Source organism: Pontixanthobacter luteolus (assembly GCF_009828095.1).
Lineage (GTDB): Bacteria > Pseudomonadota > Alphaproteobacteria > Sphingomonadales > Sphingomonadaceae > Pontixanthobacter > Pontixanthobacter luteolus.
This window is the reverse complement of record NZ_WTYP01000002.1, coordinates 50,570-77,172: the sequence shown is the minus strand read 5'-3', so window position 1 is coordinate 77,172 and position 26,603 is coordinate 50,570. Positions and strand designations below refer to the sequence as shown.

The window sequence follows — 26,603 nt, the reverse complement described above, 5'->3', positions numbered from 1 at the left end:
ATATACATATTTTATGAAATTGAGTATGGAGAGGCGCTATGAGCGACCATGATTCGAATCTTTCGGCTGCTGCCGCTCAGGTTGAGCGTGCGCAGGCAAACAAGGCTTTGCGCCCGTCAATTGCGGGCTTTTTCGACGAGGCTACCAATACCGTAAGCTATGTTGTGCATGATCCGGCAACGAACGACGCCGCGATCATCGACTCGGTGCTGGATTACGAGGCCGCATCAGGCCGCACATCGCACGGGTCTGCAGATCTGATCGTTGAGTATATCACTTCGAATAATCTGAAGGTGAAATGGCTGATTGAGACGCATGCGCATGCGGACCACATTTCGGCTGCACCCTATCTGCAGGAAAAGCTCGGCGGGAAACTGGCGATCGGTGCGGATATCATCCGCGTGCAGGAAGTCTTCGGCAAGCTGTTCAATGCGGGCACCGATTTCGAACGCGATGGCTCGCAGTTCGATAAACTGTTTAACGATGGCGAGACATTCAGCCTTGGCGAGATTGAAGGTATCGCCCTGCATGTGCCCGGCCATACCCCGGCCGACATGGCATTCATCATCGGTGATGCAGCGTTCGTCGGTGACACGATTTTCATGCCTGACTTTGGCACGGCCCGCGCCGATTTTCCCGGCGGCGATGCACGGCAATTGTTCCAGTCGATCAAGCGGCTGTTGTCGCTCCCTGAAGCTACGCGGTTGTTCCTGTGCCATGACTACAAGGCGCCGGGCCGCGATGAATATGCGTGGGAAACCACGGTCAAGCAGCAGCGTGAAGAGAACGTCCATGTGAAGGACGGCGTGACCGAAGATGAATTCGTCGAAATGCGGACAACCCGTGACAAGACGCTGGCGATGCCGAACCTGATCATGCCCAGCGTGCAGGTAAACATTCGCGGCGGGCGCTTGCCCGAGCCTGAGGATAATGGCGTCAGTTACATCAAGATTCCGGTGAACGCGGTATGATGCTTCCCGGATTTCCCGATGCGGCTCCGCTCGCCGGTCTTGGCGGCGGCATTCTGATTGGCCTGGCTGCGGCGCTTATGCTGCTAGGTGCCGGGCGTATCGCCGGTGTTTCCGGCATAGCTTCCCGCGCGCTGGGCATCAGCGACAGCGGTATGTCTAAAAGCAGCGCGTGGATGTTCATCATCGGGCTGCCGCTTGGCGCGTTTATCGTGGCCGTTTGGTCTGGCGGACTGGATGCTAAGTTTGCCGGTACCGGCGCCTTGATCGCAGCCGGCTTGCTTGTCGGGATCGGCACACGGCTGGGCAGTGGTTGCACCAGCGGGCACGGCGTTTGCGGTGTCAGCAGGTTGTCGCAGCGTTCTGTTGTGGCAACGGTGACTTTCATGGCCGCAGGGATCGCCACAGTCGCGATCATGAACGCGATGGGCCTGGAGGTGCTGCAATGATCGCGCGTTATCTCCCGCCGCTTCTTTCAGGCACCTTGTTCGGGGGCGGCTTGGCCTTGGGCGGCATGACCAATCCGGCGCGGGTTCGCGGCTTTCTGGATATTTTCGGCAACTGGGATCCAACGCTTGCCTTCGTGATGGGTGGTGCGGTGATCGTGATGGCGATCGCATGGCGGATACAGGCGCGTCTCGCGCATCCGCTGTTCGCGCCGAAATTCGCGCTTCCGACCCGCACTGACCTGACACCCAAGCTGATAGGCGGGTCTGCCCTGTTCGGTATCGGCTGGGGCGTTGCCGGTCTGTGCCCCGGACCTGCCGTGGCGGCACTGGTTATCGAACCGGCCTCCGCTGCGACTTTCGTGGCGGCGATGATTGCCGGCATGGGCATTGTCCGCCTGATAGAGAAAGACTGATCATGGATATTCGCACTGTCGACCAAGGCTTCGCAGTTGCCCCTCAATTCCAGCCGGCCGAGATGCAGACGCTTGCCGATGCCGGATACGTCGCGGTCATCTGCAACCGGCCCGATGGCGAGGAGGAGGGCCAGCCCACGATCGCTGATATGCGCGCTGCAGCGCAGGATGCGGGTCTCGCTTTCCATCACATCCCGGTCTGGGGCGGTCAGTTCCCCGAAGCTGCCGTCGCCGCGTTCGGCGCGGTACGGAGGGGGACCGATGGCCCGCTGCTGGCCTATTGCCGGACTGGCACAAGGTCGATCACCCTCGATACGCTGGCGAATACTGCTGGCCTCGATGCGGATGGCCTTATCGAACGCGCTGCTTCAGCCGGATACGATCTTTCCCAATTTCGGGACCGGCTGGGCAAGTAAGCCGCACTCAGGAGAACAAGCATGGCTGAAGCCAAATCTTACGACGTTGTTATCATCGGCGGCGGCGCGGCTGGCATTGCCACCGCAGCGTCGATGCTCAAGCGAAACGGTGACGTCTCCCTGGTCATCGTCGATCCAAGCGAAGATCACTACTATCAGCCAGGCTGGACCATGGTTGGCGGGGGCGTCTTCGAACCGCAAGTGACCCGGCGCGCGATGGCTGATGTCATCCCCTCTGGCGCACAGTGGATCCAGAAAGCGGCATCGACCTTCCAGCCGGAACAGAACCAGGTAACCTTGGAAGATGGCACGCAGCTGACCTACAAGGTGCTGATCGTTGCGCCGGGCATCCGCCTCGCGTGGGAACAGATCGAGGGTCTCGAAGAGACGCTTGGCAAGAACGGCGTCACATCGAATTACCGGTATGATCTTGCCCCTTACACCTGGGAACTGGTCCGCAATCTGAAAAACGGACGGGCTATATTCAGCCAGCCACCAATGCCGATCAAATGCGCCGGCGCGCCGCAAAAGGCGATGTATCTTTCCTGCAATGAATGGGAAGATCGCGGGGTCCTCGGCGATATCAAGGTCGAGTTTTGCAATGCTGGCGGCGTGCTGTTCGGTGTCGATGCGTATGTTCCGGCGCTGATGGAATATGTCGAACGTTACGGTATCGATCTGCGGCTTGGGTCGAAGCTGGTTTCAGTCGATGGCGACAAGAAGGTCGCGACATTCGAAACGGCAGACGGTCTTGATCAACGCGAGTTCGACATGCTGCACGTCGTGCCGCCGCAGGTTGCGCCGCAATTCATTGCCGACAGCCCTCTGGCCGCCGAAAGCGGTTTCGTGGATGTTGATCAGGCAACCCTGCAGCACACGCGTTATCCCAACATCTTCGGGCTGGGTGATGCTGGCAGCATGCCCAATGCCAAGACCGCAGCGGCCGCCCGCAAACAGGCCCCGCTGGTGGCGGTTAACGCATTGGCAGTTCTGGCCGGGCGCGATCCACGCTGCGAATATGACGGCTACGGTTCCTGCCCGCTGACGGTGGAGCGCGGCAAAATCGTGCTCGCAGAGTTTGGCTATGGCGGAAAATTGCTGCCAAGCTTCCCCTCATGGCTGATCGACGGCACCCGTCCTGCCCGCCTGTCGTGGATCCTGAAATCCGAAATTCTGCCATGGGTTTACTGGAACGGAATGCTCAAAGGGCATGAATGGATGGTTAAACCCAAAGAGAGCCGCAGCGCCTGATGCTGGGACGGTATTTCCCGATCCTTGAATGGGGCCGGACCTATAACAGGTCGGTCCTGACCAATGACATGATGGCGGCGGTGATCGTCACGATCATGCTGATTCCGCAGAGCCTTGCCTATGCGCTGCTGGCAGGCTTGCCGCCGGTTGTCGGCTTGTATGCCTCGATCCTTCCGCTGGTCGCTTACGCAATCTTCGGTACCAGCCGGACCCTGGCGGTCGGGCCGGTTGCAGTTGTATCGCTGATGACTGCGAGTGCAGCCGGGGCAGTGGCCGCGCAAGGCAGTGCGGAATATCTCGAGGCGGCGATTACTCTTGCTGCCATTTCCGGAGTGATGCTGGCGATCCTGGGGTTCCTGCGGCTCGGTTTCCTCGCAAACCTGTTGTCCCACCCGGTGATCAGCGGGTTCATCACAGCCAGCGGTATTCTGATTGCGACCAGCCAGCTGAAGCATGTTCTCGGGATCAAGGCTGGCGGTGACAACTGGCCGGCGATGCTCGGTTCGCTCGCTAGCAACATCGCCGATATCAACATCTGGACGCTGATGGTCGGCGTTCCCGTGACCTTGTTTCTGTTCTGGGTGCGCAAGGGCGCGAAACCGGCGCTGATGGCCCTGGGTCTGAAATCGCGTGCCGCCGACATGACGGCCAAGGCCGGCCCCGTCGTTGCAGTTGCGCTGACAATCATTGCGGTGATGGTGTTCGGCCTGGAGGCAAAAGGCGTGAACATTGTCGGCGCGATCCCGCAAGGGCTGCCGCCCTTCGCACTCCCGTCGACCGACATGTCCTTGATCGAGAAGCTGTGGGTTCCCGCCCTGCTGATCTCCATCATCGGGTTCGTCGAAAGTGTATCAGTCGCCCAAACGCTGGCCGCCAAGCGCCGTCAGCGTATCGCCCCCGACCAGGAATTGATCGGGCTTGGCGCATCCAACATAGCCAGCGCATTTTCCGGTGGCTATCCCGTTACCGGCGGATTTGCGCGCTCGGTCGTCAATTTCGATGCGGGGGCGGAAACGCCCGCCGCCGGTGCCTACACCGCTGTCGGCATTGCTCTGGCCTCGCTGTTCCTCACGCCGCTGCTGTTTAATCTGCCGATCGCCACTCTTGCTGCCACGATCATCGTCGCGGTTCTCAGTCTCGTCGATCTCAAGACCCCGGGGCAGTTGTGGCGTTATTCAAAAGCTGATTTTGCGGCACATGTTGCAACCATCGGAATCACCTTGCTGGCCGGGGTCGAAATGGGTGTGATTGCCGGTGTCGGGGTGGGCCTGCTGCTGTATCTGTGGCGCGCATCGCGGCCCCATGCCGCGATTGTGGGCCGCGTGCCGGAGACCGAACATTTCCGCAATGTCGAGCGGCACAGCGTTTTCACCGTCCCGCACGTTCTTTCGATCCGGATTGATGAGAGCCTGACTTATCTCAACGCCCGGTGGCTGGAAGAATACGTGCTAGAACGTGTCGCCGAACGGCCCCAGCTGCGGCATGTCATCCTGATGTGCAGCGCGGTGAACGAAATCGACGCATCGGGTCTCGAAAGTCTGGAGGCGATCAACCACCGGCTTGGTGATGGCGGGATCGGATTGCACCTTTCCGAAGTGAAGGGCCCTGTCACCGATCGTCTCAAGCGGACGCATTTCCTGGAGGAGCTGAACGGCAATCTGTATCTTTCGCAGGACCGCGCGTTCGCGGATCTCATGAAAGATACGGGTGAGCCCGCCCCGCCAGTGGATCACTATCTTGCCCGGGGTATGATTTGATGGCCGCCATTCACGACAAAGATCGCAAATGCCGCGAAATCGCCGCGCTTATCGCTAGCGGCAAAGGCGTGTGCGAGAGTTGCCGCGAAATCGGTGTTTCGGAGAAAACCTTCGGCCGGTGGCGCAAAGCGATGCGGGAAGCGGGCTGACATGCTTGAACGCATCGAAACGATATTGACGCCCTCTGGCCCCGTAGCGGCGCTGATCGATCCGGTGTTCCGGGTTATGACCAGCCTGATCTTCATCATCGGCGGTCTCGGCCATTTCGGCATGCACCAGATGATGCTGGACAGAATGGCGGAATCCCCATGGCGCGATGTGGTCAACTCGATTGCCGACCCTTCGTTATTGCTGTGGTTGAGCGGCGCGGTATTCATCGTTTTCGGGATAAGCCTGGCGCTGGGTTTCATGACCCGCCTGTCGGCTGTCATTATTCTCCTCACGCTGGTGCCAATTACATTCTTCACGCACATAGCTCCGGGGCACACAGGCCCGCTGTTCAAGAACATCGCGATCATGGGGGCCTTGGCCTATTTCTGGTTCAGGGGCTGCGGAGCGTACGCCCTCGATAATCGCCTTGCGCAGCATTGACTTCTGACCAGCACAATTAATCAAAAAATATAAGTGAAGCTCGGATTATCGCTCCTTTCCGCCCCAAATCGCCCAAATGAGCCGCTTTGACGATAGATTGAGAATTACGATTTATGTAATCGTATAATCGTTCTGGCCTTTCCTAGCGGATCATCCTATCAGGGTGGGGACAAGGAAAGGACGTGGAATGAGACATTTCAAAATTCTCCCGCTCGCCGCAGCGCTTGCTGTTTCGGCACCAGCTTGCTCGACGCCAGCAGAATCTGCCCCCGCAGCCACCGATGCCGAGGCGCTCGAACTGGCTTTGGCTGACGAATATCTCGCCGAGGCAACCTATACTGCTGTGCTGGAAAAATTCGGCAATGTGCGCCCGTTTTCGAACATCATCAGTGCCGAGCGCCATCATGCGGATCTGGTAAAAGCCGAGATGGACCGGCTCGGGCTGGAATATTCGCCCAGCAATGACCTGGCCGGCCAGATCGAAGCGCCGGAGACGCTCCTGTCAGCATGCGAAACCGGGGTGACCGCCGAGGAGGAGAACATCGCGCTCTATGACCGGCTACTTCCGGGCATCGTGGACCCGCAAGTTCGGGAAACTCTGACAAAGCTGCAGTGGGCGTCCCGAGAGCGGCATCTTCCAGCCTTTGAACGCTGCGTCGCCCGCGGCGGGCAGGCCGGGCAGGGCGCGGGACAAGGTCGCGGATTTGGTGGCGGCCCTGGCCGGAACAACTGAACCGGAACTGCGGAGGCACCGCCAACCGCAGACTGAACCAATCAACTATTAAATCAAAATTGGAGTATGGATTATGAGCCTTCATATTGGAGATATTGCGCCGGACTTTACCGTCGACACACAAGTGGGGCCGATCAGCCTGCATGATTGGGCTGGGGATTCCTGGGTGTTCTTTTTCAGCCACCCGGCGGACTTTACCCCGGTTTGCACCACCGAAATGGGACGCACCGCCCAGCTTGCGGACGAGTTTGCCAAGCGCAACACCAAGCCGCTGGGCTTGTCGACCGATACCGCCGAGGAACACCGCAAGTGGATTGCGGATGTGAACGACACTCAGAATACAGATCTGCAATTTCCGATCGTCGCCGACGCGGACCTGTCGATTGCACGGATGTATGACATGCTGCACCCGGATCAGAGCGACACCGCTGCTGTACGGTCGGTATTCATCATCGATCCGGACAAGAAGATCCGCCTGATGATGACTTACCCGATGAGCTGCGGGCGCAATTTCGACGAAATTCTTCGTGTGATTGATGCGCTGCAACTGGCCGATGCAAAACGGATTGCGACACCGGCGGACTGGCGCAGCGGGGACGAGGTAATCATTCCGCCTTCGATCGCTGATGAGGAGGCAAAGGGCCTGTTCCCGCAAGGCTGGACCGCACACCGCCCCTACCTTCGAACCACCCGCGTCGACTAAAACCCTTGCCAAGAGCAGTGCGCAGTAGCGCACTGCTCTTGCAGTATTTACATTCGAGACGAAGCAAAACCTTCGGTAGGATACCTCATGTTCGACGGTCTAGACGCTCTGCTCCTTGCCAGGATCCAATTCGCGTTCACGGTAAGTTTCCATTTCATCTTCCCGGCCTTTTCGATTGGCCTGGCCAGCTACCTGATGGTCCTTGAAGGGCTGTGGCTGAAAACCGGAAAGCAGCTGTATCTCGACCTGTTCAAATACTGGCTGAAGATTTTTGCGATCGCGTTTGCCATGGGCGTCGTGTCGGGCATCGTCATGTCTTATCAGTTCGGGACCAACTGGTCGGTCTTTTCCGACATAGCCGGGCCGGTGATCGGCCCGTTGATGGCATATGAAGTCCTGACCGCGTTCTTCCTCGAGGCGGGATTCCTGGGGGTGATGCTGTTCGGCATGAACAAGGTCGGCAAGAAATTGCATTTCGCCGCCACCTGCATGGTCGCGCTGGGCACGTTTATCTCCGCATTCTGGATTCTGTCCGTGAACAGCTGGATGCAAACGCCGGTCGGCCATGTCATGGGCGAAAATGGTCAGTTCCTGCCGGGTGAAAGCTGGCTCGCCATCATTTTCAATCCCAGCTTCCCTTATCGTCTGGTGCACACGCTGATGGCGACGTACCTGACGACCGCGTTCGTGGTTGGTGCGGTGGGCGCGTGGCATCTGCTGCGCGACCGTACCAATCCCCACGCGCGCAAGATGTTTTCGATGGCTATGTGGATGGCGGCCATCGTCGCACCCTTGCAGATTTTCGCCGGGGATATGCACGGCCTGAATACGCTGGAGCATCAGCCACAGAAAGTCATGGCGATGGAAGGTCATTTCCAGAGCCATCCCGACGGTGCCCCTCTGATCCTGTTCGGCATACCTGACAGCGAGGCGAAAACGGTCCGTTACGCGATCGAAATCCCCAAGGCATCTTCGCTGATCCTCAAACACGATCTCAATGCGCCGCTGGCCGGTCTGGACACGATCCCCGACGATGAAGAACCGCCTGTTGGTGTGGTCTTCTGGTCGTTCCGGATAATGGTCGGGATCGGTTTTGCGATGCTGGGGATCGGTATGTGGAGCTTGCTCGGACGTCTGCGGAAGCGGCTCTATGATTGGTCATGGCTGCACCGCGCGGCGCTGATCATGGGGCCTTCGGGTTTCGTCGCTGTCATTGCCGGCTGGATCACGACAGAGGTCGGGCGCCAGCCATACGTGATTTACGGCCTCTTGCGCACTGCCGATGCGGCAAGCCCGCTCGATGCCCCGGCAGTTGGTGCATCGCTGCTTGCATTCATCCTCGTGTATTTCGCCGTCTTCGGTGTGGGCACCTGGTACATTCTGCGCCTGATGAGCCACAAGCCGCATACCGGCGAAACCGGGGTCAAGCGCGGCGATAGCGGGCCGATCCGCACAGCCGGTATCACGCCGGGACCAACCCAGAACCCGGGGCAGCAGGAAACACTGCCAACGGAATCGGGGCCAATGGATTCGGGACCAACGGATAGAGGAGACGCCTGATGGCATTTGCTATCGATTTGACCACCATCTGGGCGTTCATCATTGCCTTTGCGGTGTTCGCTTATGTCGTCATGGACGGGTTCGACCTGGGCATCGGCATCCTGTTCCCGACATTCAAAGTCGGGTCGGAGCGGGACCGGGCGATGAATTCGATCGCCCCGGTTTGGGATGGCAATGAAACCTGGCTGGTGCTTGGCGGAGGCGGACTGTTCGCTGCATTTCCGCTCGCCTATGCGGTTATCCTGCCGGCGACATATCCGCTGATCATTGCCATGCTGCTTGGTCTAGTATTCCGCGGCGTTGCATTCGAGTTTCGCTGGCGCGATCCCGGCCATCGCCGTTTCTGGGATGCGGCCTTTACCGGCGGTTCTTTCGTTGCTGCGATGGCGCAGGGCATGACGCTGGGCGCATTGCTGCAGGGGATCGAGGTTTCGGGCCGGTCATATGCTGGCAGCTGGTGGGACTGGCTTACCCCGTACACCTTGCTGACCGGTATCGGCACCGTGGCCGGATACGCTCTGCTGGGCGCGACCTGGCTGGTGTGGAAGCTGGACGGAGAGAGCCAGGACCACGCTCGTAGCCTGGCAAAGAAAGCCGCGCTGGCCACCTTCGTGCTGATGGGCGCAGTCAGTCTCTACAATCTGGTGCTGAATTCCGAATACGCTGCACGCTGGCTGACCGAGCCTGAAATCTATTTCGCCGCGCCGGTACCGATCCTGACGGCAATCGTTGCGGTCACCTTGCTCCGGTCGCTGTCTGTATCGCGTCATTCCAAACCATTCTGGCTTGCGATTGCCTTGTTCTTTTTGGGCATGGCGGGGCTTGGCGTGACGATGTGGCCCTATGTCGTTCCTCCGGGAATCACCATCTGGGACGCCGCATCGCCCGAAAGCAGCCAGATATTCATGCTGGTGGGCGTGGCGATCACCATGCCGCTGATCATCGGCTATACGGCTTGGGCATATTGGGTGTTCCGCGGCAAAGTTGACGACACGGGGTATCACTGATGCCGGACCCCGAAACCACGCCCCTGTGGCAGCGGCTGGGATGGATGGCGGCGATATGGCTGGCCAGCGTCACTGTCTTGGGGATTGTCGCCTGGATCATCCGGTTGTGGATTAACGCGTAATCACACTGCGCCGGATTTGCGATTAGCTATCTTGTGCGGAGCGGCGGCTGCTCCTATCGCGCGGGAATGACTGATAAAGAAAACGAATTAAAAGATCGCAAGTTCTACCCCGCCGAAAAAGAAGCCGAATTTTTCGAATCCGAACCGCACAGCACTCCGCAGACACAGCATCCGGCATACAAGCTGGCGTTTCGCGACACGGACTTCCTGTTGCGGGAGGAATTGCGCCCGGTACGCTTCCAGCTGGAACTGCTGAAACCGGAAATGCTGCTGGACGAGGCCGGTGTCGGATCGACTCTGGTGGTTTACGGTTCTGCGCGTATTCCGTCCCCGGAAAAGGCTGAAGAGCTGGTCGCAAACGCCGATCCCGAGAACAAGGCTATTGCTGAAAGCCTTGCGGCCAAGTCGAAATATTACACCGAAGCGCACAAGCTGGCGAAGCTGGTTAGCGAAAAGGCGATCGTCGAAGAAGGCAAACGCCAGTTCGTCGTATGTTCAGGCGGCGGCCCGTCGATCATGGAAGCTGCTAATCGCGGCGCATCGGAAGCGGGCGCCGAGTCCATTGGTCTCAACATTATCCTGCCGCACGAACAGGCACCGAATTCTTATGTGACGCCCTATTTGTCGCTCAACTTCCATTACTTTGCGCTGCGCAAGATGCATTTCCTGCTGCGCGCGCGTGCAGTCGCGGTCTTCCCAGGCGGTTTCGGCACATTCGATGAGATGTTCGAACTGCTGACCCTGATTCAGACCGGTAAGATGAAGCGCATCCCGATTGTCCTGTTCGGCAAGGAATTCTGGAACCGGGTGGTCAATTTCGAAGCGATTGCAGAAGAAGGTACCATCAACCGCAAGGATCTGGAACTGATCCATTGGTGCGAAACGGCTGAAGATGCCTGGTGTCACATTGCCGAATTTTACGAGCTCGACTGCTGATTCAGTCGAGCCGGCGAACGGTGTGGTGACCCAGCGGCCCATTGCCGCCGCCAAAGCCCGGTGCCGCCTCAATCGCGCGGTAGACAAATTTCCGCCCCAGCCGGACTGCATGTTCGAGCGGCTGGCCGTGCCCCAGTAGCGTCGCGATCGCCGAAGACAGGGTGCATCCGGTGCCATGGGTATGCGGCGTATCGATTCGTGCGTGGTCGAAGGAAACAGCGCGTTCGTCTCCCGGACCGATCAGCGTGTCGATGATCCGCTGGTCGTCGGTGTGGCCGCCCTTGGCCAGTACCGAACAACCATATTGCTCGGCCAGTTCCAGCGCCGCATCGCGCATCAGTTCGGTAGTGCGCAGCGTGCGCCCGGCCAGGTGCTCCAGTTCCGGCAGGTTGGGGGTGACCAAGCGGGCGCGCGGAAATAGCCGCTCCCTCAGCAAGGCGACGGTTTCCGGAGTAATCAGGGCCGCGCCGGATGTTGAAATCATCACCGGATCGAGAATTATCGGGATGCCCGCGTCCAGCTGATCCAGTTCGTCTGCCACATGGGTAACGATATCAGGGTCGTGCAACATGCCGATCTTGATCGCATCCACGCCGATATCGCCGGTGCAGGACCGGATCTGCGCCGCCACGAAATCGCCGGGGAACGGTGTAATGGCCTGAACGCCCAGCGTGTTTTGTGCTGTCGCCGCGGTGATCGCAGTCATTGCATAGCCGCCCAGCATCGAAATGGTCTTGATGTCGGCCTGAATACCTGCGCCGCCGGAACTGTCGGAGCCGGCGATCGAAAGAATGCGCGGCGGTGAGCCTGCCATCAGTTCTTGCCCCCGAACCTGCGATCGGTGCTGGCGGGAAATTTTTCCTGCATTTGTTTCGAGCGGGTGGGGCGATCCATCAACTCGCCGCCGCAATTCGGGCAAATATCGTCGAGCGCATCGGTACACTCGGCGCAGAAAGTGCATTCAAAACTGCAAATGAATGCGCCGGGTGTTTCCGCCTTCAGATCGGTGCCGCACCGCTGGCAGTCAGGTCGCATTTCCAGCATCAGCAGGCATCCCGCACAGCATCGCATATCCGGTCGACCACACGGTTCACCTGCGCCTCGTCATCGCCCTCTGCCATGACCCGGATGACCGGTTCGGTACCTGACGCACGAATGACCAGACGGCCCGTGCCAGCCAGCTCGGTTTCCGCCTCTGCAATCACGGCTTTGACCGATTCATTATCCAGCGGAGAGCCGCCTTCATAACGCACATTCTTGAGCAATTGCGGCACCGGATCGAACAGGTGCATCAGCTCGCTTGCTTTCACGCCCGAACGGACAAGACTAGCGAGGATTCGCAGCGCGGTGGTCGTGCCGTCGCCGGTGGTCGCGTAATCCATCAGGATCATGTGGCCCGATTGCTCGCCGCCGACATTGAAGCCGCCTTCGCGCATTTTTTCGAGCACATAGCGGTCGCCGACCTTGGCGCGTTCCAGCGTCAGGCCCTGCGTCTGGAGATACCTTTCAAGGCCAAGATTGGACATGACCGTGGCCACGATCCCTCCGCCGCGCAGATCACCTTTTTCGTGCATCCGGGTTGCGACCAGCGCCATGATCTGGTCGCCGTCGACCGTCTGACCTTTTTCATCGACCACGATCAGCCGGTCGGCATCACCGTCCAGCGCAATGCCGATATCGGCGCCTTCTTCGACCACCTTGGCCTTCAGCGCGCCAAGCGATGTCGAGCCGACGCCGTCATTGATATTGGTGCCGTTGGGCGACACGCCCAGGGTCACGACTTCGGCACCCAGTTCCCAGATGGCTGACGGGGCGACTTGATATGCCGCGCCGTTGGCGCAATCGACCACCACTTTCAGCCCGTCGAACCGCGTTTCATCCGACACCGATTGCTTCACTGCGTGAATGTAGCGGCCCCTCGCATCCTCGATCCGGCGGGCGCGGCCGATGGCAGAGGCCGGAACCAGATCGGGCTGGTCTTCGATCATGCGTTCGATTTCCGTCTCCGCCTCGTCGGAGAGCTTGAAGCCGTCCGGGCCGAACAGTTTTAGCCCGTTATCCTGATACGGGTTGTGGCTGGCAGAAATCATGACGCCCAGATCGGCGCGCATTTCGCGTGTCAGCAATGCCACAGCCGGGGTCGGCAGCGGCCCGGTCATGATCACGTCAACGCCGACACTGGTGAAACCAGCCACCAGCGCGCTTTCGATCATGTAGCCCGATAGGCGTGTGTCCTTGCCGATCACGACCCGGTGGCGGTGGTCGCCGCGATTGAAATAATTGCCTGCAGCCTGCGCAACGCGCATGGCCATGGTCGCGGTCATCGCGCCCTTGTTGGTTTCCCCGCGGATACCGTCGGTGCCGAAAAACTTGCGTGCCATTGATATTTTCTCGTCGTCAAAAAGTTCGCGCTGTGCGCGCAATGATCTATCGGGATTTGCCACGCGCTTCTGGCGCGATTAGGCCTGAAAGGAAAGGGCTGGCACAGCAATTGGGGCAATGATTTGAACGAGACATTAAAGGGGCCGGTCGAACTGGTAACCATCCGCCTGCCGGTGTGGTGGACCTTCGGCGGTCTGATAGCCGGGCTTACGCTTGGCCTGATACTTGCCAATTCCAGCCTGATCGATCCGCTGCTGGCGCTCGCGCGTCCGGTCGGCACGCTGTGGCTTCGCGCCTTGCAGATGACAATTATTCCGCTGGTTGCAGCCTTGCTGGTGCTGGGGATTTCGCAAATGGCGCAAGCTGCCAAGGCGGGCAAGGTCGCCCGGACCATGCTGGCGCTAATGCTTGGGATGCTGGTGCTCAGCGGTCTGGTGTCGGCCCTGTTCATGCCGGCATTGCTTGCGGCATTCCCGATTCCGGATGCGGCATCATCCATGCTGGTGGCAGACAATGTCGAGGCGCAGGCAGTGCCCGAAGTGGGCGATTTCATCACCTCATTGATTGCGCCGAACCTGATCGCCGCGGCAGCGGAAACGGCGATGCTGCCACTGACCCTGTTCTTTGCCATATTTGCTGTGGCCATTTCGCGGCTTCCGTCCGGTCAACGCGAAACACTGGTCGGGTTTTTCCATGCGCTCGCCAATGCCATGCTGACGATCATCGGCTGGGTCCTCTGGCTTGCTCCAATCGGGGTCTTCGCGCTGGCGCTGGGTGTTGCGGCGCGCAGCGGGGGCGGGGCATTTGCTGCCTTGGCGCACTATATTCTGAGTGTTTCGGCAATGGGCGCAATTGTCCTGCTGGCAGCTTACCTGCTTGCTGCGTTGGGCGCGCGCAAATCCCCGCTCAGATTTGCCCGCGAAATGCTTCCCTCGCAGGCAGTCGCAATTTCCACGCAAAGTTCGCTGGCGAGCCTTCCCGCAATGCTTGCAAGCGCCAAGCGCCTGAGCGTGAGTGATACGACTGCGGACTTTGTTCTTCCCCTGGCGGTGGCGATTTTCCGGGTCACCAGCCCAGCGATGAACATGGCGGTGGCAATCTATGTCGCGACGCTGGCGGGTGTGGAGTTGACCCCGGCATTGCTTGCCGCCGGTATCGCGGTGGCGCTGATCATCAGCGTCGGTTCGGTCAGCCTGCCGGGATCGATCAGCTTCGTCGTATCCATCGGCCCGATTGCGCTGGCGATGGGTGTCCCGATCGAGCCGCTGGCAATCCTTGTTGCGGTCGAGATGCTGCCGGACATCATGCGCACGCTCGCCAATGTAACCATGAACGTCGCGGTCACCGCGACTGTCGATCACGCACAGGAAAATTGATCACTTTCCTGCAACGATTTTGCTGACTAGGCGTTGGTTGGCTAAAGACTAACAACAATTCGATTGATCGAAGGAGATATCATGGCTTTCTCACTCACCCCGCTCCCTTATTCCGACACGGCACTGGCGCCGGTCATTTCTGCTGAAACGCTGTCGTTTCACCACGGCAAGCATCATCAGGCGTATGTTACCAAGACCAACGACGCGATCGAGGGTACGGATCACGCAGACAAATCGCTGGAAGAAGTGATCGCTGCGGCGCGCGGTTCCAATCAGGGCCTGTTCAACAATTCGGCGCAGAGCTGGAACCACGGGTTCTACTGGCATTCGATGGCCGAAGAGAGCTCTTCGCCTTCCGCAGAACTCACCGCGATGATTAATGAAGCATTCGGCTCGGTCGACGATCTGAAGAGCAAGCTGGCAGAACGCGGCGCGGGCCACTTCGCCAGCGGCTGGGTGTGGCTGGCTGAAAAAGACGGCAAGCTGTCGATCGAAGAAACCCACGACGGTGACACTCTTGCAGACGGCGATTCCAACCCGCTTTTGACGATCGATGTGTGGGAACATGCCTATTATCTGGACCACCAGAATGCGCGTCCGGCCTACCTCGACGGAGTGATCAACAAGAAGCTCAACTGGGCATTCGCGTCGGAAAATCTGGCGCGCGGCACGACATGGAAATACCCTTCCTGATCACAGCCTGATCGAACAAACAAAGGCCCGCCAGTGTTGCTGCACTGGCGGGCCTTTTTGTTGTGAGTGATGGGTTCAGTCTGTTGTTTCGTCGGAACCCAGTGCCATCAGACTTGTCGCGAATAGCGGTTCGCCGAATATGAAGCCGATCAGGTTTGGTCTGCCTACGTGGTCGAAAAATGCGGTCAGCATCAGCAAGATCGGCACGGACAGCAGCGCACCGAACACGCCCCAGATCCATGAGAAGTAGCTAAGCGCAATCAGGATCAGGACCGGGTTCATGGTAAATCGTGCACCCAGGATCGAAGGCGTAACAACGTTTGCCTCGATGGTGTGCAGGCCAAGATACGCAGCGGCCGGAATGAACCCCAGAACGAGCGTCTCTGCAGTGCCGATGCCGAACAAGGTAAGCAGCGCGGTCATAAGCAGCGGCCCGATATAGGGCAGGAAGTTCAGCAACATGGCCAGCCCGCCCCACATAACCGGGGCTTCTACCCCGAGCATCCACGCGCCGAGCGCGACCACGATTCCGACCGAGGCATTGATGAACGTAACGGTGAGAATGTAGGCGGCAACACGGTCCTGAACCTCGCGCATGACGCGTGCGGCCTTGATGCTGGTGCCGTGTGTTGCGCGGTCAAACAGCAGGTGCCGGCGCAGGCGAACCCGTGCCTCGATCATGAAAAACGCCATCAGCAAGGTGAGGAGGGTTTCGATCAGCAGGCTCGGGGTTGCAAAGGCAAGCTGTTCGATCACCGAGGGGCTCGCCAATACCACTTCGCGAGCACCCGATTGGCCCATCAGGGCCGACAATTGCTTGTCCGCCATGGCGATCCATTCGAATTCATCCCGCAATGCGGTGAAGCGGTCACCCACTTGCCGTGCCATTTCCGGGACACTGTCGAACAGTGCTACGGCCGGTTGCAGGATCAGCGCGAGGGCCAGTAGCAAGAGAGCAAAGAAGAACAGCAGCGCGCCCAGCGAGGCGAGGACATTGGGGATTCCCCATGCAGCCAACCTGTCGGCCAGCGGCGACAGGATGATCGTCAGGATTATCGCGGTCGTCACCGGCAGGAATACGACCGAACCTATCGAGAGGACAAAGGGCAGTGCCAGAAACAGGCCCAACCCTATAAGTAGCACCAGTGCCGAAATAAGGCGCAATTCCTGCTCGGCAAAAGCCATCCGGCGGCTTGGGCGCGATTGGCCCGCGCCCGTTGCTGAGTTGTCCCCGCTCATCTGCCTAGTGTGGCGTCTTAATGCGCGGGGGACAAGGTGCGGTTGTCAGGCAATCGCGTCAGGCCTTGGCCGCAGCTTGACCGTTGCCGGCTGCCACTTCGTCCAGTTCCTCCAGGATTGCGCGGTGCGCTCTCTCGTCGTTGATGGAACGCTGCGGGATGTCACCATCTTCGAGCATGGACGATAGCGTTGCGCGTGCACGCCCGACACGGCTCTTGATTGTGCCGATTGCACAGCCGCAGATGCTGGCCGCTTCCTCGTAGGAAAAGCCGCCAGCGCCCACCAGCAGCAGAGCCTCTCGGCGTTCAGGCGGAAGGGTCAGCAATGCACGGTGCATGTCGGACAGATGGATTGGTTCTTCCTGACCGGCAGGTGCCGTCAGAATTCGTTCGGCAACACCTTCGTCATATTCGCCGCGGAAGCGGTTGCGCCGCATATCGGTAAGGTAGGCGTTGCGCAGGATCACGAAGGTCCAGGCACGCATAGATGTGCCCGGTTCGAAGCGTTCTTGCGCAGCCCAAGCCTTCAGCATGGTTTCCTGGACAAGGTCGTCGGCCATATCGGGGCGGCCGCACAGGCCGCGTGCAAATGCGCGAAGGTGAGGGACAACCTCGGTTAATTCGCGTTTGAAATCGGCCTTCTCGGCGGCCGTCCGCTTGGATTCGGCCATCAGGAATTGTCATCCAGTTTCGACAGCAGGTCCTTGAACGCATCCGGAAGCGGTTCATCCACCACGGAATCGTACAACTGCTTCAAACCATTCGCCCATTCCGGCGAGGATTCCTTTGCATTCTTTGCCGCAGCGGCCTCGTTTTTCGAGCCCGGAGGCCCGCAATCTTTTCCATCAATGCTCATCAAAGCTCCAGAGACCCTCTGTCAAATCCGGCCCTCGCCGAATATACCCATAACTGATGCGGTTTAATTGGGGAACGATGGGGCCTCTCTTTGGTTCCAGCCACACGAGCATGAAGTTTTATGAAGCCTAGCCGGCGTCCTGTTATCGTTTTCCTTGTCTGCCGGCCAACGTGAAAGGGTGTCTTGGTTCAGCAGTTTCCAAAAGAACGTAAGGCCAGACGCCTGTTGATGCAGTTCCCCCGCGCGGTTCCCGTTGCGATATTCCTGCTTATTGCGGCGATCACCAGCCTGAGCGTTTATGCTATCGAGGATGGCGAGCATCAGCGCGAGCATGCTGAGCTGCGTGAACGTGCGCAGGCTGTTGCTTCCGCGCTGGAGCGACGTGGCGGCTCGACAGCCTCGTATCTGCGTGCAGGGGCTGCGTTGTTCAGTTCGGTCGATGATGTCAGCCCGGTCTTGTTCAACCGGTTTGTGAGCAATCTGCGGGTTGATTCCGCCTATCGCGGATCGGAGGGGTTTGGCTGGGCCAAACGCTTGCGCCCGTCGGAGGTCGACGAATTCGAGAGCCAGTACATCAAGCAATATGGAAGCCGGATCGAAGTGTATCCCAAGTCTGCCGAGAACGAGACGCAGATTATTCCCGTCACCTATATCCGTCCTGATAATGAGCGGAACCGCCGGGCTATCGGATACGACATGTATTCCGATGCCACGCGCAGGGCGGCAATGGATGAAGCCGAGCGGACGAGCAGCCCCATCGCATCGGGTAAACTCGTCCTGTTGCAGGAAGGGGCCGGGTCAGATCCCGGGTTCATCATGTACATGCCGGTCTTTCAGGACGGCCGCTCGCCACAGCGGTTGAAAGGCTTCGTTTACAGTCCGTTCAGCGCCCAGGACATTCTGTCGTCGGCACTGGAACTCGAAACGCGCGGAGAGAAAGGCCTTCGCCTGTATGACGGTGAAGTCGCCCCCGGCCAGCTTATGGCGGAGATTGAGCCGGCGCTGTCCACCGGGCTTACCGTTACCGAACCGGTGACGATCGGCGGGCGGGAGATGCTGCTCGAAGTTGAATCCGCCAGAGGAAACACATTGTCGCGGCTTTCCATGCTGACTTTGCTGTTCGGTATCCTCGTCGCGACACTGTTGATTGTTGTCGCGCGTTTGCTGACCCGCCAGGCGCTGGAAGACCGGGCATCGCTCAACTGGTTCGAAGAGCAGAATTCGATCCGTAATTCGCTGACCCGCGAACTCAATCACCGGGTCAAGAACACGCTGGCCAACGTCTTGTCGATCATCGCGCTGACCCGCCGCCGCTCAAACAGTCTCGACGAATTTGCCGACAGTCTGGACGGCCGTATTCGCGCGCTTTCGGCCACGCATGATTTGCTGACCCAATCGGACTGGGGGACCACCCCGATACGTGCGCTGGTGGAAGCGGAAATGGCCCCTTATGCGCGGCACCACGACAAAGTGCTTGAGCTGGAGGGCCCGGACGTCGAACTGGCGCCCAATGACGCTCTTTCGCTGGGCCTCGCTATCCACGAGCTTGCGACCAATGCTGCCAAGTATGGCGCGCTGAGCACTGCGGGCGGTAAAGTGACCGTCAAGTGGAGCAAGCTGACGGACAGTCTCGCAGAAGTATTCTGGACGGAAAGCGGCGGTCCGCCCGTGCCTCAGAACAGGCAGAACGGATTTGGCACGAATCTGATCGAAAAGATTGTTGCGCACGAACTGCGCAATCCGGTGGAGCTTAGCTTCAAGCCAGAGGGTGTAACCTGCCGTTTGGTGGTTCCGCTGCGGCGCCCGAGCGAATTCTCGATCAGGGCAAACCGGCTCAAATAGCCGGTCGGGAAACTGGCCCGGCCGTGTGGCCGGGCGCAGCTTCGTCTCAATTTTAGCTCAGAGCGGCCGGCTGGAGCCGAAGAACAATGCTTGGCTGATCGCTGTGCGAACAGTCTCTTCCTGGAATGGCTTGGTGACCAGATAGGTCGGTTCCGGACGGGTGCCTGTCAGCAAACGTTCCGGGTATGCGGTGATAAAGATAACCGGGACGCTGGAAATCGCGAGGATATCGTCGACCGCGTCGAGGCCTGAAGAACCATCAGCCAGCTGGATATCTGCAAGCACAAGGCCGGGTGTCTTGTTGGCGACAACTTCGGCAGCCTGTGTCCGTGTCGCGGCAGTGCCGCACACTTCATGACCAAGCGACGTCACCAGATCTTCCAGCTGCATCGAGATCAGCGGCTCATCTTCGATGATCAGCACGCTGGTTGCCGATTCATCGTCAATTTCACGCACTGCTTCCTTGATCAGGGATTCGACGTCTTCGGACTTCATATCCATGATGGTGGCGGTATCGGCGATGCTGAAATCTTCCAGCGTCGTCAGCAGCAATGCCTGACGATTGAGCGGAGTGATCCGGCCGAGATGGTCCTGGGCAGCAGCTTCATGCCCGGTCAGCGCATCGCCTTCCGGCTCTGCTTCTGTGTAGGAGCTGGCCCAGACCTTGTTGAAAGCGCGGTAGAGAGGAACTCTGCCGTTCTCCAGCGATGCTTTCAGCTCGTCATCGGCAAGAGCGGCTTCCAAAGTTGCGGTAACGTATGTGTCACCTGTCTTTTGTGACCCGGTCAGTGCGCGGGCATAGCGCCGCAAAAATGGCAGATGCTCGGCGACGCGTTTTCCAAGTGACATGAATACCCTTCCGTTTGAATTCTGTGCGTGCGTGAAACGCTCGCTCACCCCTATTGTTCCAGTCATTCCACCAAGAAAAATCAATTCGCCAATGGTGATAGCAAGCGGATTGGAATGATGCTGGGAGACTTATAACGCGCGAGAGCGATCGAACAAGCGGATGACCGTTTGGCAAATTTTCCATGCAGTAAATCAAGGACTTGGAAAATTTTTGCAGCAAAACGAACGGTGCCGGGAACCGACTAAATTGCCGAGCATTATTCTTGTATCACCGCCGAGACCCCCCTCCCGTCCAAACGGCTGGTGATATGATCCCGAAAGGCCTCCTTTCTCCATGAGAGAACGGAGGCCTTTCTATTTTTACTGATGCCATCTTCGCGTCGAGTTCGCGTCGAGCGCGAGCAAATTACAGGTCAGTTGGCCAATTCTCTACGGAACGGTGGGTGGATGCAGTGCGGTCCGCTCCGGCAAAGTTACCGGTTTTGCGGCGGCGCTGTGGTTTGGATCTGGGCGGCACCGAGGTGCTGACAGCGGTCAGTTGCTGCTGGAGATCAGCCGTTTGAGAATGCCTTTTGGCTTCCCTTCAATTGCGGCGAGCAATTCCTCGGGCTGATACGGTTTTTCCAGTATCTTGCCGAGTTTGGCTACACTCGCCGGTATTTCCTTCGGCGAACCGGTGGAAAAAACGATACGCGGCGACCGCGGGCTAAGCAGCGAGACGATTTCCGCGATTACATATCCATCGTCGGCATCTGCAAGATGAATATCGATGATCACTGCGTCCGGGCGTTTTTCGCGCAGGTGATTGACCGCTTCTTCCGTGCTCGCACAGCTATAGACCGACTTCACGCCAGCTTCGATCAGCGTCTGCTCCATCGACAGTGCAAGAACGGTGTCGTCTTCCACGACAAGAACGCACTCAGGCATGGTGCGGTCGCGTGGCTGTGAAGCGGCTTTGACCATATGGGCCCTATGCGTCTGAAGTTGCGTGATACATTGATAATTAAAGTCGCGGCGGTGCGGGTGGTTCCCGCAGCGGATGTAGTTTGGTCGCTGCGGCAAAACGGCTTAGCCCTGCGAAGACCGTCAGAGGTCCTTTCGGAAGATCACGTATTCGCGGTTCACCTTGCTGCCAATGGCATCGGCGATTGCAATCATTCCCTGATTATCGTCGAGAATCCAGCCGATTTCGGCCCGTTTTGTGTCGAACGCGGCGCGTGCGTCTTGTCGCACTGCATCAATCATCATGAAAGCCAGCTGGCTCGCCAAGCGCGAATTGTGGAATTCCTTTAGCACGCCCATCAGCGGAACGCGCATGTCGCTCCCGATCGGATTTCTCGACCAGCGGAGCAATTTGAGCCAGCCGAACGGCAGCATCTTGCCGCGAATTTGCGAGAGGACGCGGTTTACATCGGGGAGCGCGATCATGAATGCGACCGGGCGTCCGTCAAGCTCCATGATCCGGACAAGTTCCGGGTGCACCAGCGGTTTCAGTTTCTTCGCCGCATAGGATATTTCGCGCTCTGTAAACGGAATGAAGCCCCAATTGTCTGACCACGCATCGTTCAGGATGTGCAGGATAATCCGGACTTCATCTTCGAAATTTTTCTTGTCTGCACTGCGCAGGTGAATGCGGTCATTATTCTGACCGGATTTAACGATGCGCCGGATGAGCGGCGAAAAATCAACTTCCACGTCCAGATCGTAGGTGAGCAGCTTCTTCGCTTCACTGTACCCGGCGCTCTCTATCCAGCCCTGATAGTGGGCGGGGTGGTGGCCCATCATGATCAGCGGCGAATGATCGTGGCCGAAGGTCAGCAGGCCCGGCTCTTCCCAGATCGACAGGCTGATCGGGCCGAGGACATGGGTCATGCCCTGCGCTCGCAGCCAGTCTTCTGCGGCAGAAAGCAGCGCGTGACCGGTCTGTTCATCTTCTGCATCGAAATAGCCGAACATACCGGTGCCGCGGCCCATTCCCTGCTCGGCGGGCAATTCCAGCGCGAGTTCGTCGATATGCGCCGAAATTCGGCCGACCGGCTTTCCGCCCCTGAACGCCATCAGCAATTGAACGCGGGCATGTTCGAAAAACGGGTTCTTGGCCGGATCGACAAGTTCCAGCATTTCGCTGCGCAATTGCGGAACACTGTGCGGCGTCGCCGCTGCAAACTTGCGGCCAAGGTCGACGAAGGCGGCGCGCTCCTTCTTGCTCTTCGCGGGGGCGATAACTATCTGCATGTCGTTCACTCTAGTACCCTTGCTTGACCTTGCGGCCTGACGCTTTCTGCGCCCTGTTCATGCTGGATTAGCCCTGTGTGTGCATATCCTGTCTTGTCAAGCGACCCAGGTCAGTCTCGCCCAGAGTGCCCGCATGCGGCATGACAGGCGACAAGGACTGTTGCGAACCGCCGGATTGCGGTATGGGCCCTCTCGGATTTGAAATTATGACTATGCAACAAACGATCAATCCTGCGGCAAACGCGCGCGCCACTGCCGAGCCGGCAAAACGCGCGCGGATTGCCGACGACAAGGATATGCTGCGCGCCGCCCGCGACCTGACGAAGGATATCGCGGAGGCAAAAGCGTCAATTTACTGGACCGACATGCTGCTTTCGGCAGGCTTGGGTTATGCGGCGCTGGCATTGGCGATCCTTACGGACAGCGTGCCATTGGCAATCGCTGCGGGCCTCGCATCCGCCCTGCTGCTGTACCGTGCGCTGCTGTTTATCCATGAATTGTCGCACATCCACAGGAACGCGCTGCCGGGATTTCGCAAGGCGTGGAACTTGCTGGTTGGTATCCCGATGCTGACCCCGTCCTTCATGTATGAAGGGGTTCACACCTTGCATCACAAGCGCACCCAGTACGGTACAATCGAAGACCCTGAATACCTGCCCCTGGCATTGATGAAGCCGTGGTCGCTGCCATTGTTCGTGCTGATCGCGCTGCTGGCGCCGCCAGCGCTGGTTTTGCGGTTTGGCATTCTGGTTCCGCTTGGCGCGGTTTTCCCGCCGATCCGCAAACTCGTATGGGAACGTGTCTCGGCGTTGTCGATCAATCCCGATTTTCGCCGCCGTCCGCCGGAAGGCGAGTTGAAGCCGCGCGTTTTCTGGCAGGAAACGCTGGGAATGATCTGGGCGTGGTGCCTGATCGGCAGCATCTTTGCTTTCGGCTGGAAACCGATCCTCGTCGCACTTGCCGTGTTCTCGTTTACCGCGGTTCTCAACCAGCTGCGGACGCTGGTCGCGCATCTTTGGGAGAATGACGGCGAAGCGATGACGGTTACTGCGCAGTATCTGGATTCGGTCAATGTCCCGCCGCCGGGCAGGATCGCGGAAATCTGGGCACCGGTCGGCCTGCGTTATCATGCGCTGCACCACCTGATGCCCAGCATGCCTTATCATTCGCTGCCGGAGGCACACCGCAGGCTGGCCGCGCATCTTGGCGCTGGATCGACGTTCGACGGTGCGAACCACAAAGGTATGTTCACGCTGGTTGCGCGTATCGCGCGCAGCACCATGCGGGTTAGCCGGGATCAATCGATAAAATAGATCATCGCGCAGCGCAGGCTTCGCGGCAAACCGTTCGTCTCTTCGCTGGCCAGTTCGCCCGCAAGCCGTGGGTGCGCGTCGAGGTCGCTGACTTCCGCAAACCCCAGTCGCGCATAGAATGCGGCGTTCCACGGAATATCCCGAAATGTGGTCAGCGTCAGCGCGGAAAAGCCTGAATTTCGCGCATCGATCATGCAGGCGCGCAGGAGCCCGGCGCCTATCCCCATCTGCTGATAATTGGCATCCACCGACATTTCGCAGATATGCAGTTCCCGTCTGTGAGGTTCAGCTGCAAGAAACCCGACGATCTTTTCGTCGGCAGATGAGACGAGGGAATGGCCCTTTGCAATCAGGGCTTCATGCTGCGCAACGCTCGAGACATCGCTGAAATCGATGCCTGCAAGTTCGGGATTTTGCGCGAACAGCGCGCTGGCTGATCTTTCTATGCCCGGCAGATGCGCAGCATCGTCCCGCCGTGCCAGGCGTAGCGACCAGTCGGTCACTCCTCGGTACGGATAAGGACCGTCTCACCGATCAGCGTAAACAGGAAGAACGGGGCCCAGGCCGCCAGAAATGGCGGGTATCCGCCGAAATTGCCCATCGCCAAAGCGGCGTTGTCGACCACGAAGTAGGCAAAACCCAGCGCCATGCCGATAATTGCGCGCAGGAACAGCTGGCCCGACCGTGCAAGCCCGAACGCCGCGATCGAACCGAGTAACGGCATCAGGAAAGCGGAAAGCGGACCCGATAGCTTGTGCCACCATTTTGCCCGCAATTCGCTGGTGCGCCGACCGACGGCTTCGTAGGCATCGATTGAGCGTGACAACGAAAAGAAATCCTGGGCATCGGGATCGACGCTATCCAGTTCTATCTGGGCAACGGTCAAACCTTCACCGACGATCATGGTGTCCTGCGCCCGCGTGTCGGCAGAGGCAACATCGAAGCTTTCTATATTCTCGAGCTTCCAGCCGGGCGCGGCATAGGTGGCGCGCTCTGCACGCACTTGCTGGGCCAGCATTCCCGAACTGTCGCGGCTGTACCAGGTGACGCCTTCCATCCGTATGGCTTCGCCGGTTCCGGTCAACCTGCTTGCGGCGAGGATATTGGCGCCGTCAGTCAGATAGACATTCGTCTTCACGGCGGAATCTTCCGGTATCGGCCCAAACTCCGCGCCTTCCCATGCCTTCAACGTGGCAGTGGCGCGGGTCACGATACGTTCGTTAAAGGCAAAGCTGACAACGGAAACTATCGCGGCAGTGAGCAACAACGGTGCCAGTACCTGATGCGCGGAAAGCCCGGCCGCCTTCATCGCCACGACCTCGCTGTTCTGGTTGAGCGTGACCAGCGTAATCAGGGTGGCAAGCAGAACCGAATACGGCAGGAAACGCGAGATCAGCTGCGGTATTCGCAGCATCGCATAAGTCAGCAGTTCCGATTGTCCATTGCCGGGTGCGGCAAGAATTTCCCCGGTGGTGCTGAGCAGGTCGAGCGCCATCAGCACCAGGACAAGCACCGCCAGCATCGCGAGAATGCGCACGACGAACAGTTTCGCCAGATAGAACGTCAGCGTTCGCGAAGGGAAGAAGTCGAGCTGCATGGTCTATTCTGCCGGTGCTGTTTCTATGGCCGGTCCGGCAAGCCGGCTGCGTTTCTTGCGGCCGAATAGCTTGCGGACGCGTTTGCCCATCTTGGCGCTCGCTGCCTCCAGCGCGCCGATGGCCTGACCGCCGGGCACGAAAGCGACCCGGTAATACATCCACAGGATCAGCGCGGCGAATAACAGGAACGGGCCCCACAAGGCGACGATCGGTTCAACCCGGCCAAGCGCGGCGATGTCTTCTCCGTACTGGTTCACCTTGTGGTAGGCGACGACCATCACGATCGACACAAAAACCCCGAGGGCCGATGTCGATCGTTTGGGCGGGATCGCCAGTGCCACCGCCAGTAACGGCATCAGCAACATCATGACCACTTCGACCAACCGGAAGTTGAAGCTGGCCTGGCTCGCATCCCGTTTGGCCTCGCTTTCATTGTCCGACCAGCCGATACTGAGCAGTTCCGGCAGAATATACTCGCGCTCCGCATCGCCGCGGTCGCGGAATTCCTCGATCCGGGGCAGGTCGATGGGCAGGTCGTGACGAGTAAAGCTGAGCACGCGCGGGGTCGATTTCTCGCCGCCCGTGTCCTGCACGATCGTGCCATCGGTCAGCCGCAGAATGATGGTGTCGGGGCTGTCGTTGGTGGCCAGGAAATTGCCTTCGCGCGCGGTGATGGACAGCACCTGACCTTCGCTGTTCGATGCGCGGGCAAAGATACCCTTCAGCCGCCTGCCATCGTCTTCGCTTTGTTCGATCCGCAGCGCCATGCGGTCAGCGAGGGTGGTGAATTCGCCGACCTTGATCGACGCGCCCAGCGCGCCGGAGCGAAGTTCGTATTCGAGCTGTTCGTAATAATACCGGCTGACCGGCTGGATATAGAAAACCAGCGCAACATTGACCGCCATCAGCACCGCAGTGATGATATAAGGCACGCGCAACAGCCGGCCATAACCCAGCCCGACTGCCCGCATCACGTCGAGCTCGCTGGAGGTGGCGAGTTTGCGAAATGCCAGCAAAATGCCCAGCAGCAGCCCGAGAGGAATCGCGAGGCTCGCATATTCCGGGATCAGGCTGGCGAGCATTTTGAAAACGATGCCTACCGGCCCGCCTTCTGTTGCGACAAAATCAAACAGGCGCAGCATCTTGTCGAGCAGCAGCAGCGAGGCGGCAATCGCAAACACGCCCAGCATCGGCAGGATCACCAGCCGGAAAATGTATCGGTCAATGGCGGGAATGAAATTGAACACGCTTACGCGGCCTGGCTCGTTATTGTTGTCGCTGAAACAACTCTAGCGCGTATTTCGCCCGCGGTCAT

Annotated in this window: 30 protein-coding genes; 18 read left to right on the top strand and 12 right to left on the bottom strand. The window is 59.0% G+C overall.

What is annotated here, in order from left to right; all coding sequences use genetic code 11:
• Positions 1–38 precede the first annotated feature (38 nt).
• The 14 genes from GRI43_RS08820 to GRI43_RS08760 all read left to right on the top strand — a co-directional run bounded on the left by GRI43_RS08820 (position 39) and on the right by GRI43_RS08760 (position 10,906).
• Complete coding sequence (locus GRI43_RS08820) at positions 39–971, top strand: MBL fold metallo-hydrolase (RefSeq protein WP_160730776.1); 933 nt, start codon at positions 39–41, stop codon at positions 969–971.
• A complete protein-coding gene (locus GRI43_RS08815; RefSeq protein WP_202391685.1) occupies positions 968–1,417 on the top strand; it encodes a YeeE/YedE family protein in 450 nt (149 codons plus the stop codon). The genes GRI43_RS08820 and GRI43_RS08815 overlap by 4 nt, the downstream gene beginning before the upstream one ends.
• On the top strand, positions 1,414–1,830 hold the full coding sequence (locus tag GRI43_RS08810; protein ID WP_160730775.1) for a DUF6691 family protein: 417 nt from the start codon (positions 1,414–1,416) through the stop codon (positions 1,828–1,830). The genes GRI43_RS08815 and GRI43_RS08810 overlap by 4 nt, the downstream gene beginning before the upstream one ends.
• Positions 1,831–1,832: 2 nt before the next feature.
• A complete protein-coding gene (locus tag GRI43_RS14075; protein WP_333908199.1) occupies positions 1,833–2,246 on the top strand; it encodes a protein tyrosine phosphatase family protein in 414 nt (137 codons plus the stop codon).
• A gap of 21 nt (positions 2,247–2,267) precedes the next feature.
• Positions 2,268–3,497, top strand: coding sequence for an NAD(P)/FAD-dependent oxidoreductase (locus tag GRI43_RS08805; protein WP_338090031.1), 1,230 nt, complete (start codon positions 2,268–2,270; stop codon positions 3,495–3,497).
• The gene (locus GRI43_RS08800; protein WP_202391684.1) at positions 3,497–5,254 is read left to right on the top strand and encodes a SulP family inorganic anion transporter; all 1,758 of its coding nucleotides are present in this window, start codon (positions 3,497–3,499) and stop codon (positions 5,252–5,254) included. Before GRI43_RS08805 ends, GRI43_RS08800 begins: the two co-directional genes overlap by 1 nt.
• Positions 5,254–5,403: a helix-turn-helix domain-containing protein gene (locus GRI43_RS08795; RefSeq protein WP_160730774.1), complete on the top strand. Its 150-nt coding sequence runs from the start codon at positions 5,254–5,256 to the stop codon at positions 5,401–5,403. Before GRI43_RS08800 ends, GRI43_RS08795 begins: the two co-directional genes overlap by 1 nt.
• A 1-nt stretch (position 5,404) precedes the next feature.
• Positions 5,405–5,845 carry a DoxX family protein gene (locus tag GRI43_RS08790; protein WP_160730773.1) on the top strand — a complete coding sequence of 147 codons (441 nt, stop codon included), beginning with the start codon at positions 5,405–5,407 and terminating at the stop codon, positions 5,843–5,845.
• 187 nt (positions 5,846–6,032) lie between these two features.
• A complete protein-coding gene (locus GRI43_RS08785; RefSeq protein WP_160730772.1) occupies positions 6,033–6,578 on the top strand; it encodes a ferritin-like domain-containing protein in 546 nt (181 codons plus the stop codon).
• A gap of 73 nt (positions 6,579–6,651) precedes the next feature.
• A complete protein-coding gene (locus tag GRI43_RS08780) occupies positions 6,652–7,281 on the top strand; it encodes a peroxiredoxin (RefSeq protein ID WP_160730771.1) in 630 nt (209 codons plus the stop codon).
• A gap of 87 nt (positions 7,282–7,368) precedes the next feature.
• Entirely contained in the window at positions 7,369–8,841 is a 1,473-nt protein-coding gene (locus tag GRI43_RS08775; RefSeq protein WP_160730770.1) for a cytochrome ubiquinol oxidase subunit I, read from the top strand.
• Entirely contained in the window at positions 8,841–9,848 is a 1,008-nt protein-coding gene (gene cydB / locus GRI43_RS08770) for a cytochrome d ubiquinol oxidase subunit II (protein WP_160730769.1), read from the top strand. Before GRI43_RS08775 ends, cydB begins: the two co-directional genes overlap by 1 nt.
• A complete protein-coding gene (locus GRI43_RS08765; protein WP_160730768.1) occupies positions 9,848–9,970 on the top strand; it encodes a DUF2474 domain-containing protein in 123 nt (40 codons plus the stop codon). Before cydB ends, GRI43_RS08765 begins: the two co-directional genes overlap by 1 nt.
• A 66-nt stretch (positions 9,971–10,036) precedes the next feature.
• A complete protein-coding gene (locus GRI43_RS08760; protein ID WP_160730767.1) occupies positions 10,037–10,906 on the top strand; it encodes an LOG family protein in 870 nt (289 codons plus the stop codon).
• Between the two features lies 1 nt (position 10,907).
• Here the strand turns inward: GRI43_RS08760 and thiD are convergent, their stop codons facing one another.
• The 3 genes from thiD to glmM are packed head-to-tail and all read right to left on the bottom strand — an operon-like array spanning position 10,908 to position 13,287.
• A complete protein-coding gene (thiD, locus tag GRI43_RS08755) occupies positions 10,908–11,720 on the bottom strand; it encodes a bifunctional hydroxymethylpyrimidine kinase/phosphomethylpyrimidine kinase (RefSeq protein ID WP_160730766.1) in 813 nt (270 codons plus the stop codon).
• Complete coding sequence (locus GRI43_RS08750; RefSeq protein WP_160730765.1) at positions 11,720–11,950, bottom strand: DUF1272 domain-containing protein; 231 nt, start codon at positions 11,948–11,950, stop codon at positions 11,720–11,722. The genes thiD and GRI43_RS08750 overlap by 1 nt, the downstream gene beginning before the upstream one ends.
• Positions 11,950–13,287: a phosphoglucosamine mutase gene (gene glmM / locus GRI43_RS08745; RefSeq protein WP_160730764.1), complete on the bottom strand. Its 1,338-nt coding sequence runs from the start codon at positions 13,285–13,287 to the stop codon at positions 11,950–11,952. The genes GRI43_RS08750 and glmM overlap by 1 nt, the downstream gene beginning before the upstream one ends.
• A gap of 123 nt (positions 13,288–13,410) precedes the next feature.
• On the opposite strand from glmM, the gene GRI43_RS08740 reads away from it, so the two are divergent.
• Together GRI43_RS08740 and GRI43_RS08735 are read left to right on the top strand one after the other, a co-directional pair.
• A complete protein-coding gene (locus GRI43_RS08740) occupies positions 13,411–14,664 on the top strand; it encodes a dicarboxylate/amino acid:cation symporter (protein WP_235903703.1) in 1,254 nt (417 codons plus the stop codon).
• Positions 14,665–14,745: 81 nt separating this feature from the next.
• Complete coding sequence (locus GRI43_RS08735) at positions 14,746–15,357, top strand: superoxide dismutase (RefSeq protein WP_160730763.1); 612 nt, start codon at positions 14,746–14,748, stop codon at positions 15,355–15,357.
• A gap of 75 nt (positions 15,358–15,432) precedes the next feature.
• Here GRI43_RS08735 and GRI43_RS08730 read toward each other — a convergent pair whose 3' ends face one another.
• The 3 genes from GRI43_RS08730 to GRI43_RS08720 are packed head-to-tail and all read right to left on the bottom strand — an operon-like array spanning position 15,433 to position 17,451.
• Positions 15,433–16,596, bottom strand: a complete 1,164-nt coding sequence (locus GRI43_RS08730) for an AI-2E family transporter (protein ID WP_160730762.1) — start codon at positions 16,594–16,596, stop codon at positions 15,433–15,435.
• A gap of 58 nt (positions 16,597–16,654) precedes the next feature.
• Positions 16,655–17,266 carry a sigma-70 family RNA polymerase sigma factor gene (locus GRI43_RS08725; RefSeq protein WP_160730761.1) on the bottom strand — a complete coding sequence of 204 codons (612 nt, stop codon included), beginning with the start codon at positions 17,264–17,266 and terminating at the stop codon, positions 16,655–16,657.
• Positions 17,266–17,451 carry a NepR family anti-sigma factor gene (locus GRI43_RS08720; protein WP_160730760.1) on the bottom strand — a complete coding sequence of 62 codons (186 nt, stop codon included), beginning with the start codon at positions 17,449–17,451 and terminating at the stop codon, positions 17,266–17,268. Before GRI43_RS08720 ends, GRI43_RS08725 begins: the two co-directional genes overlap by 1 nt.
• Positions 17,452–17,679: 228 nt before the next feature.
• Between GRI43_RS08720 and GRI43_RS08715 the strand changes: the two genes are divergently transcribed.
• On the top strand, positions 17,680–19,293 hold the full coding sequence (locus GRI43_RS08715; RefSeq protein ID WP_160730759.1) for a CHASE domain-containing protein: 1,614 nt from the start codon (positions 17,680–17,682) through the stop codon (positions 19,291–19,293).
• Between the two features lie 57 nt (positions 19,294–19,350).
• Here GRI43_RS08715 and GRI43_RS08710 read toward each other — a convergent pair whose 3' ends face one another.
• From GRI43_RS08710 to GRI43_RS08700, 3 genes are all read right to left on the bottom strand, one after another.
• A complete protein-coding gene (locus GRI43_RS08710) occupies positions 19,351–20,142 on the bottom strand; it encodes a response regulator (RefSeq protein ID WP_160731651.1) in 792 nt (263 codons plus the stop codon).
• A gap of 534 nt (positions 20,143–20,676) precedes the next feature.
• Positions 20,677–21,069, bottom strand: a complete 393-nt coding sequence (locus tag GRI43_RS08705) for a response regulator (RefSeq protein WP_235903702.1) — start codon at positions 21,067–21,069, stop codon at positions 20,677–20,679.
• Positions 21,070–21,228: 159 nt separating this feature from the next.
• Complete coding sequence (locus GRI43_RS08700; RefSeq protein ID WP_160731650.1) at positions 21,229–22,377, bottom strand: N-acetyltransferase; 1,149 nt, start codon at positions 22,375–22,377, stop codon at positions 21,229–21,231.
• Positions 22,378–22,583: 206 nt separating this feature from the next.
• On the opposite strand from GRI43_RS08700, the gene GRI43_RS08695 reads away from it, so the two are divergent.
• The gene (locus GRI43_RS08695; RefSeq protein ID WP_160730757.1) at positions 22,584–23,690 is read left to right on the top strand and encodes a fatty acid desaturase family protein; all 1,107 of its coding nucleotides are present in this window, start codon (positions 22,584–22,586) and stop codon (positions 23,688–23,690) included.
• Here the strand turns inward: GRI43_RS08695 and GRI43_RS08690 are convergent.
• Genes GRI43_RS08690 through lptF form a run of 3 tightly spaced genes read right to left on the bottom strand, consistent with a single transcriptional unit; the run spans position 23,675 to position 26,535 of the window.
• Positions 23,675–24,193 carry a GNAT family N-acetyltransferase gene (locus tag GRI43_RS08690; protein WP_160730756.1) on the bottom strand — a complete coding sequence of 173 codons (519 nt, stop codon included), beginning with the start codon at positions 24,191–24,193 and terminating at the stop codon, positions 23,675–23,677. The genes GRI43_RS08695 and GRI43_RS08690 overlap by 16 nt on opposite strands.
• A complete protein-coding gene (gene lptG, locus GRI43_RS08685) occupies positions 24,190–25,287 on the bottom strand; it encodes an LPS export ABC transporter permease LptG (RefSeq protein ID WP_160730755.1) in 1,098 nt (365 codons plus the stop codon). Before lptG ends, GRI43_RS08690 begins: the two co-directional genes overlap by 4 nt.
• 3 nt (positions 25,288–25,290) lie before the next feature.
• The gene (gene lptF / locus GRI43_RS08680; RefSeq protein WP_160730754.1) at positions 25,291–26,535 is read right to left on the bottom strand and encodes an LPS export ABC transporter permease LptF; all 1,245 of its coding nucleotides are present in this window, start codon (positions 26,533–26,535) and stop codon (positions 25,291–25,293) included.
• Positions 26,536–26,603 lie beyond the last annotated feature (68 nt).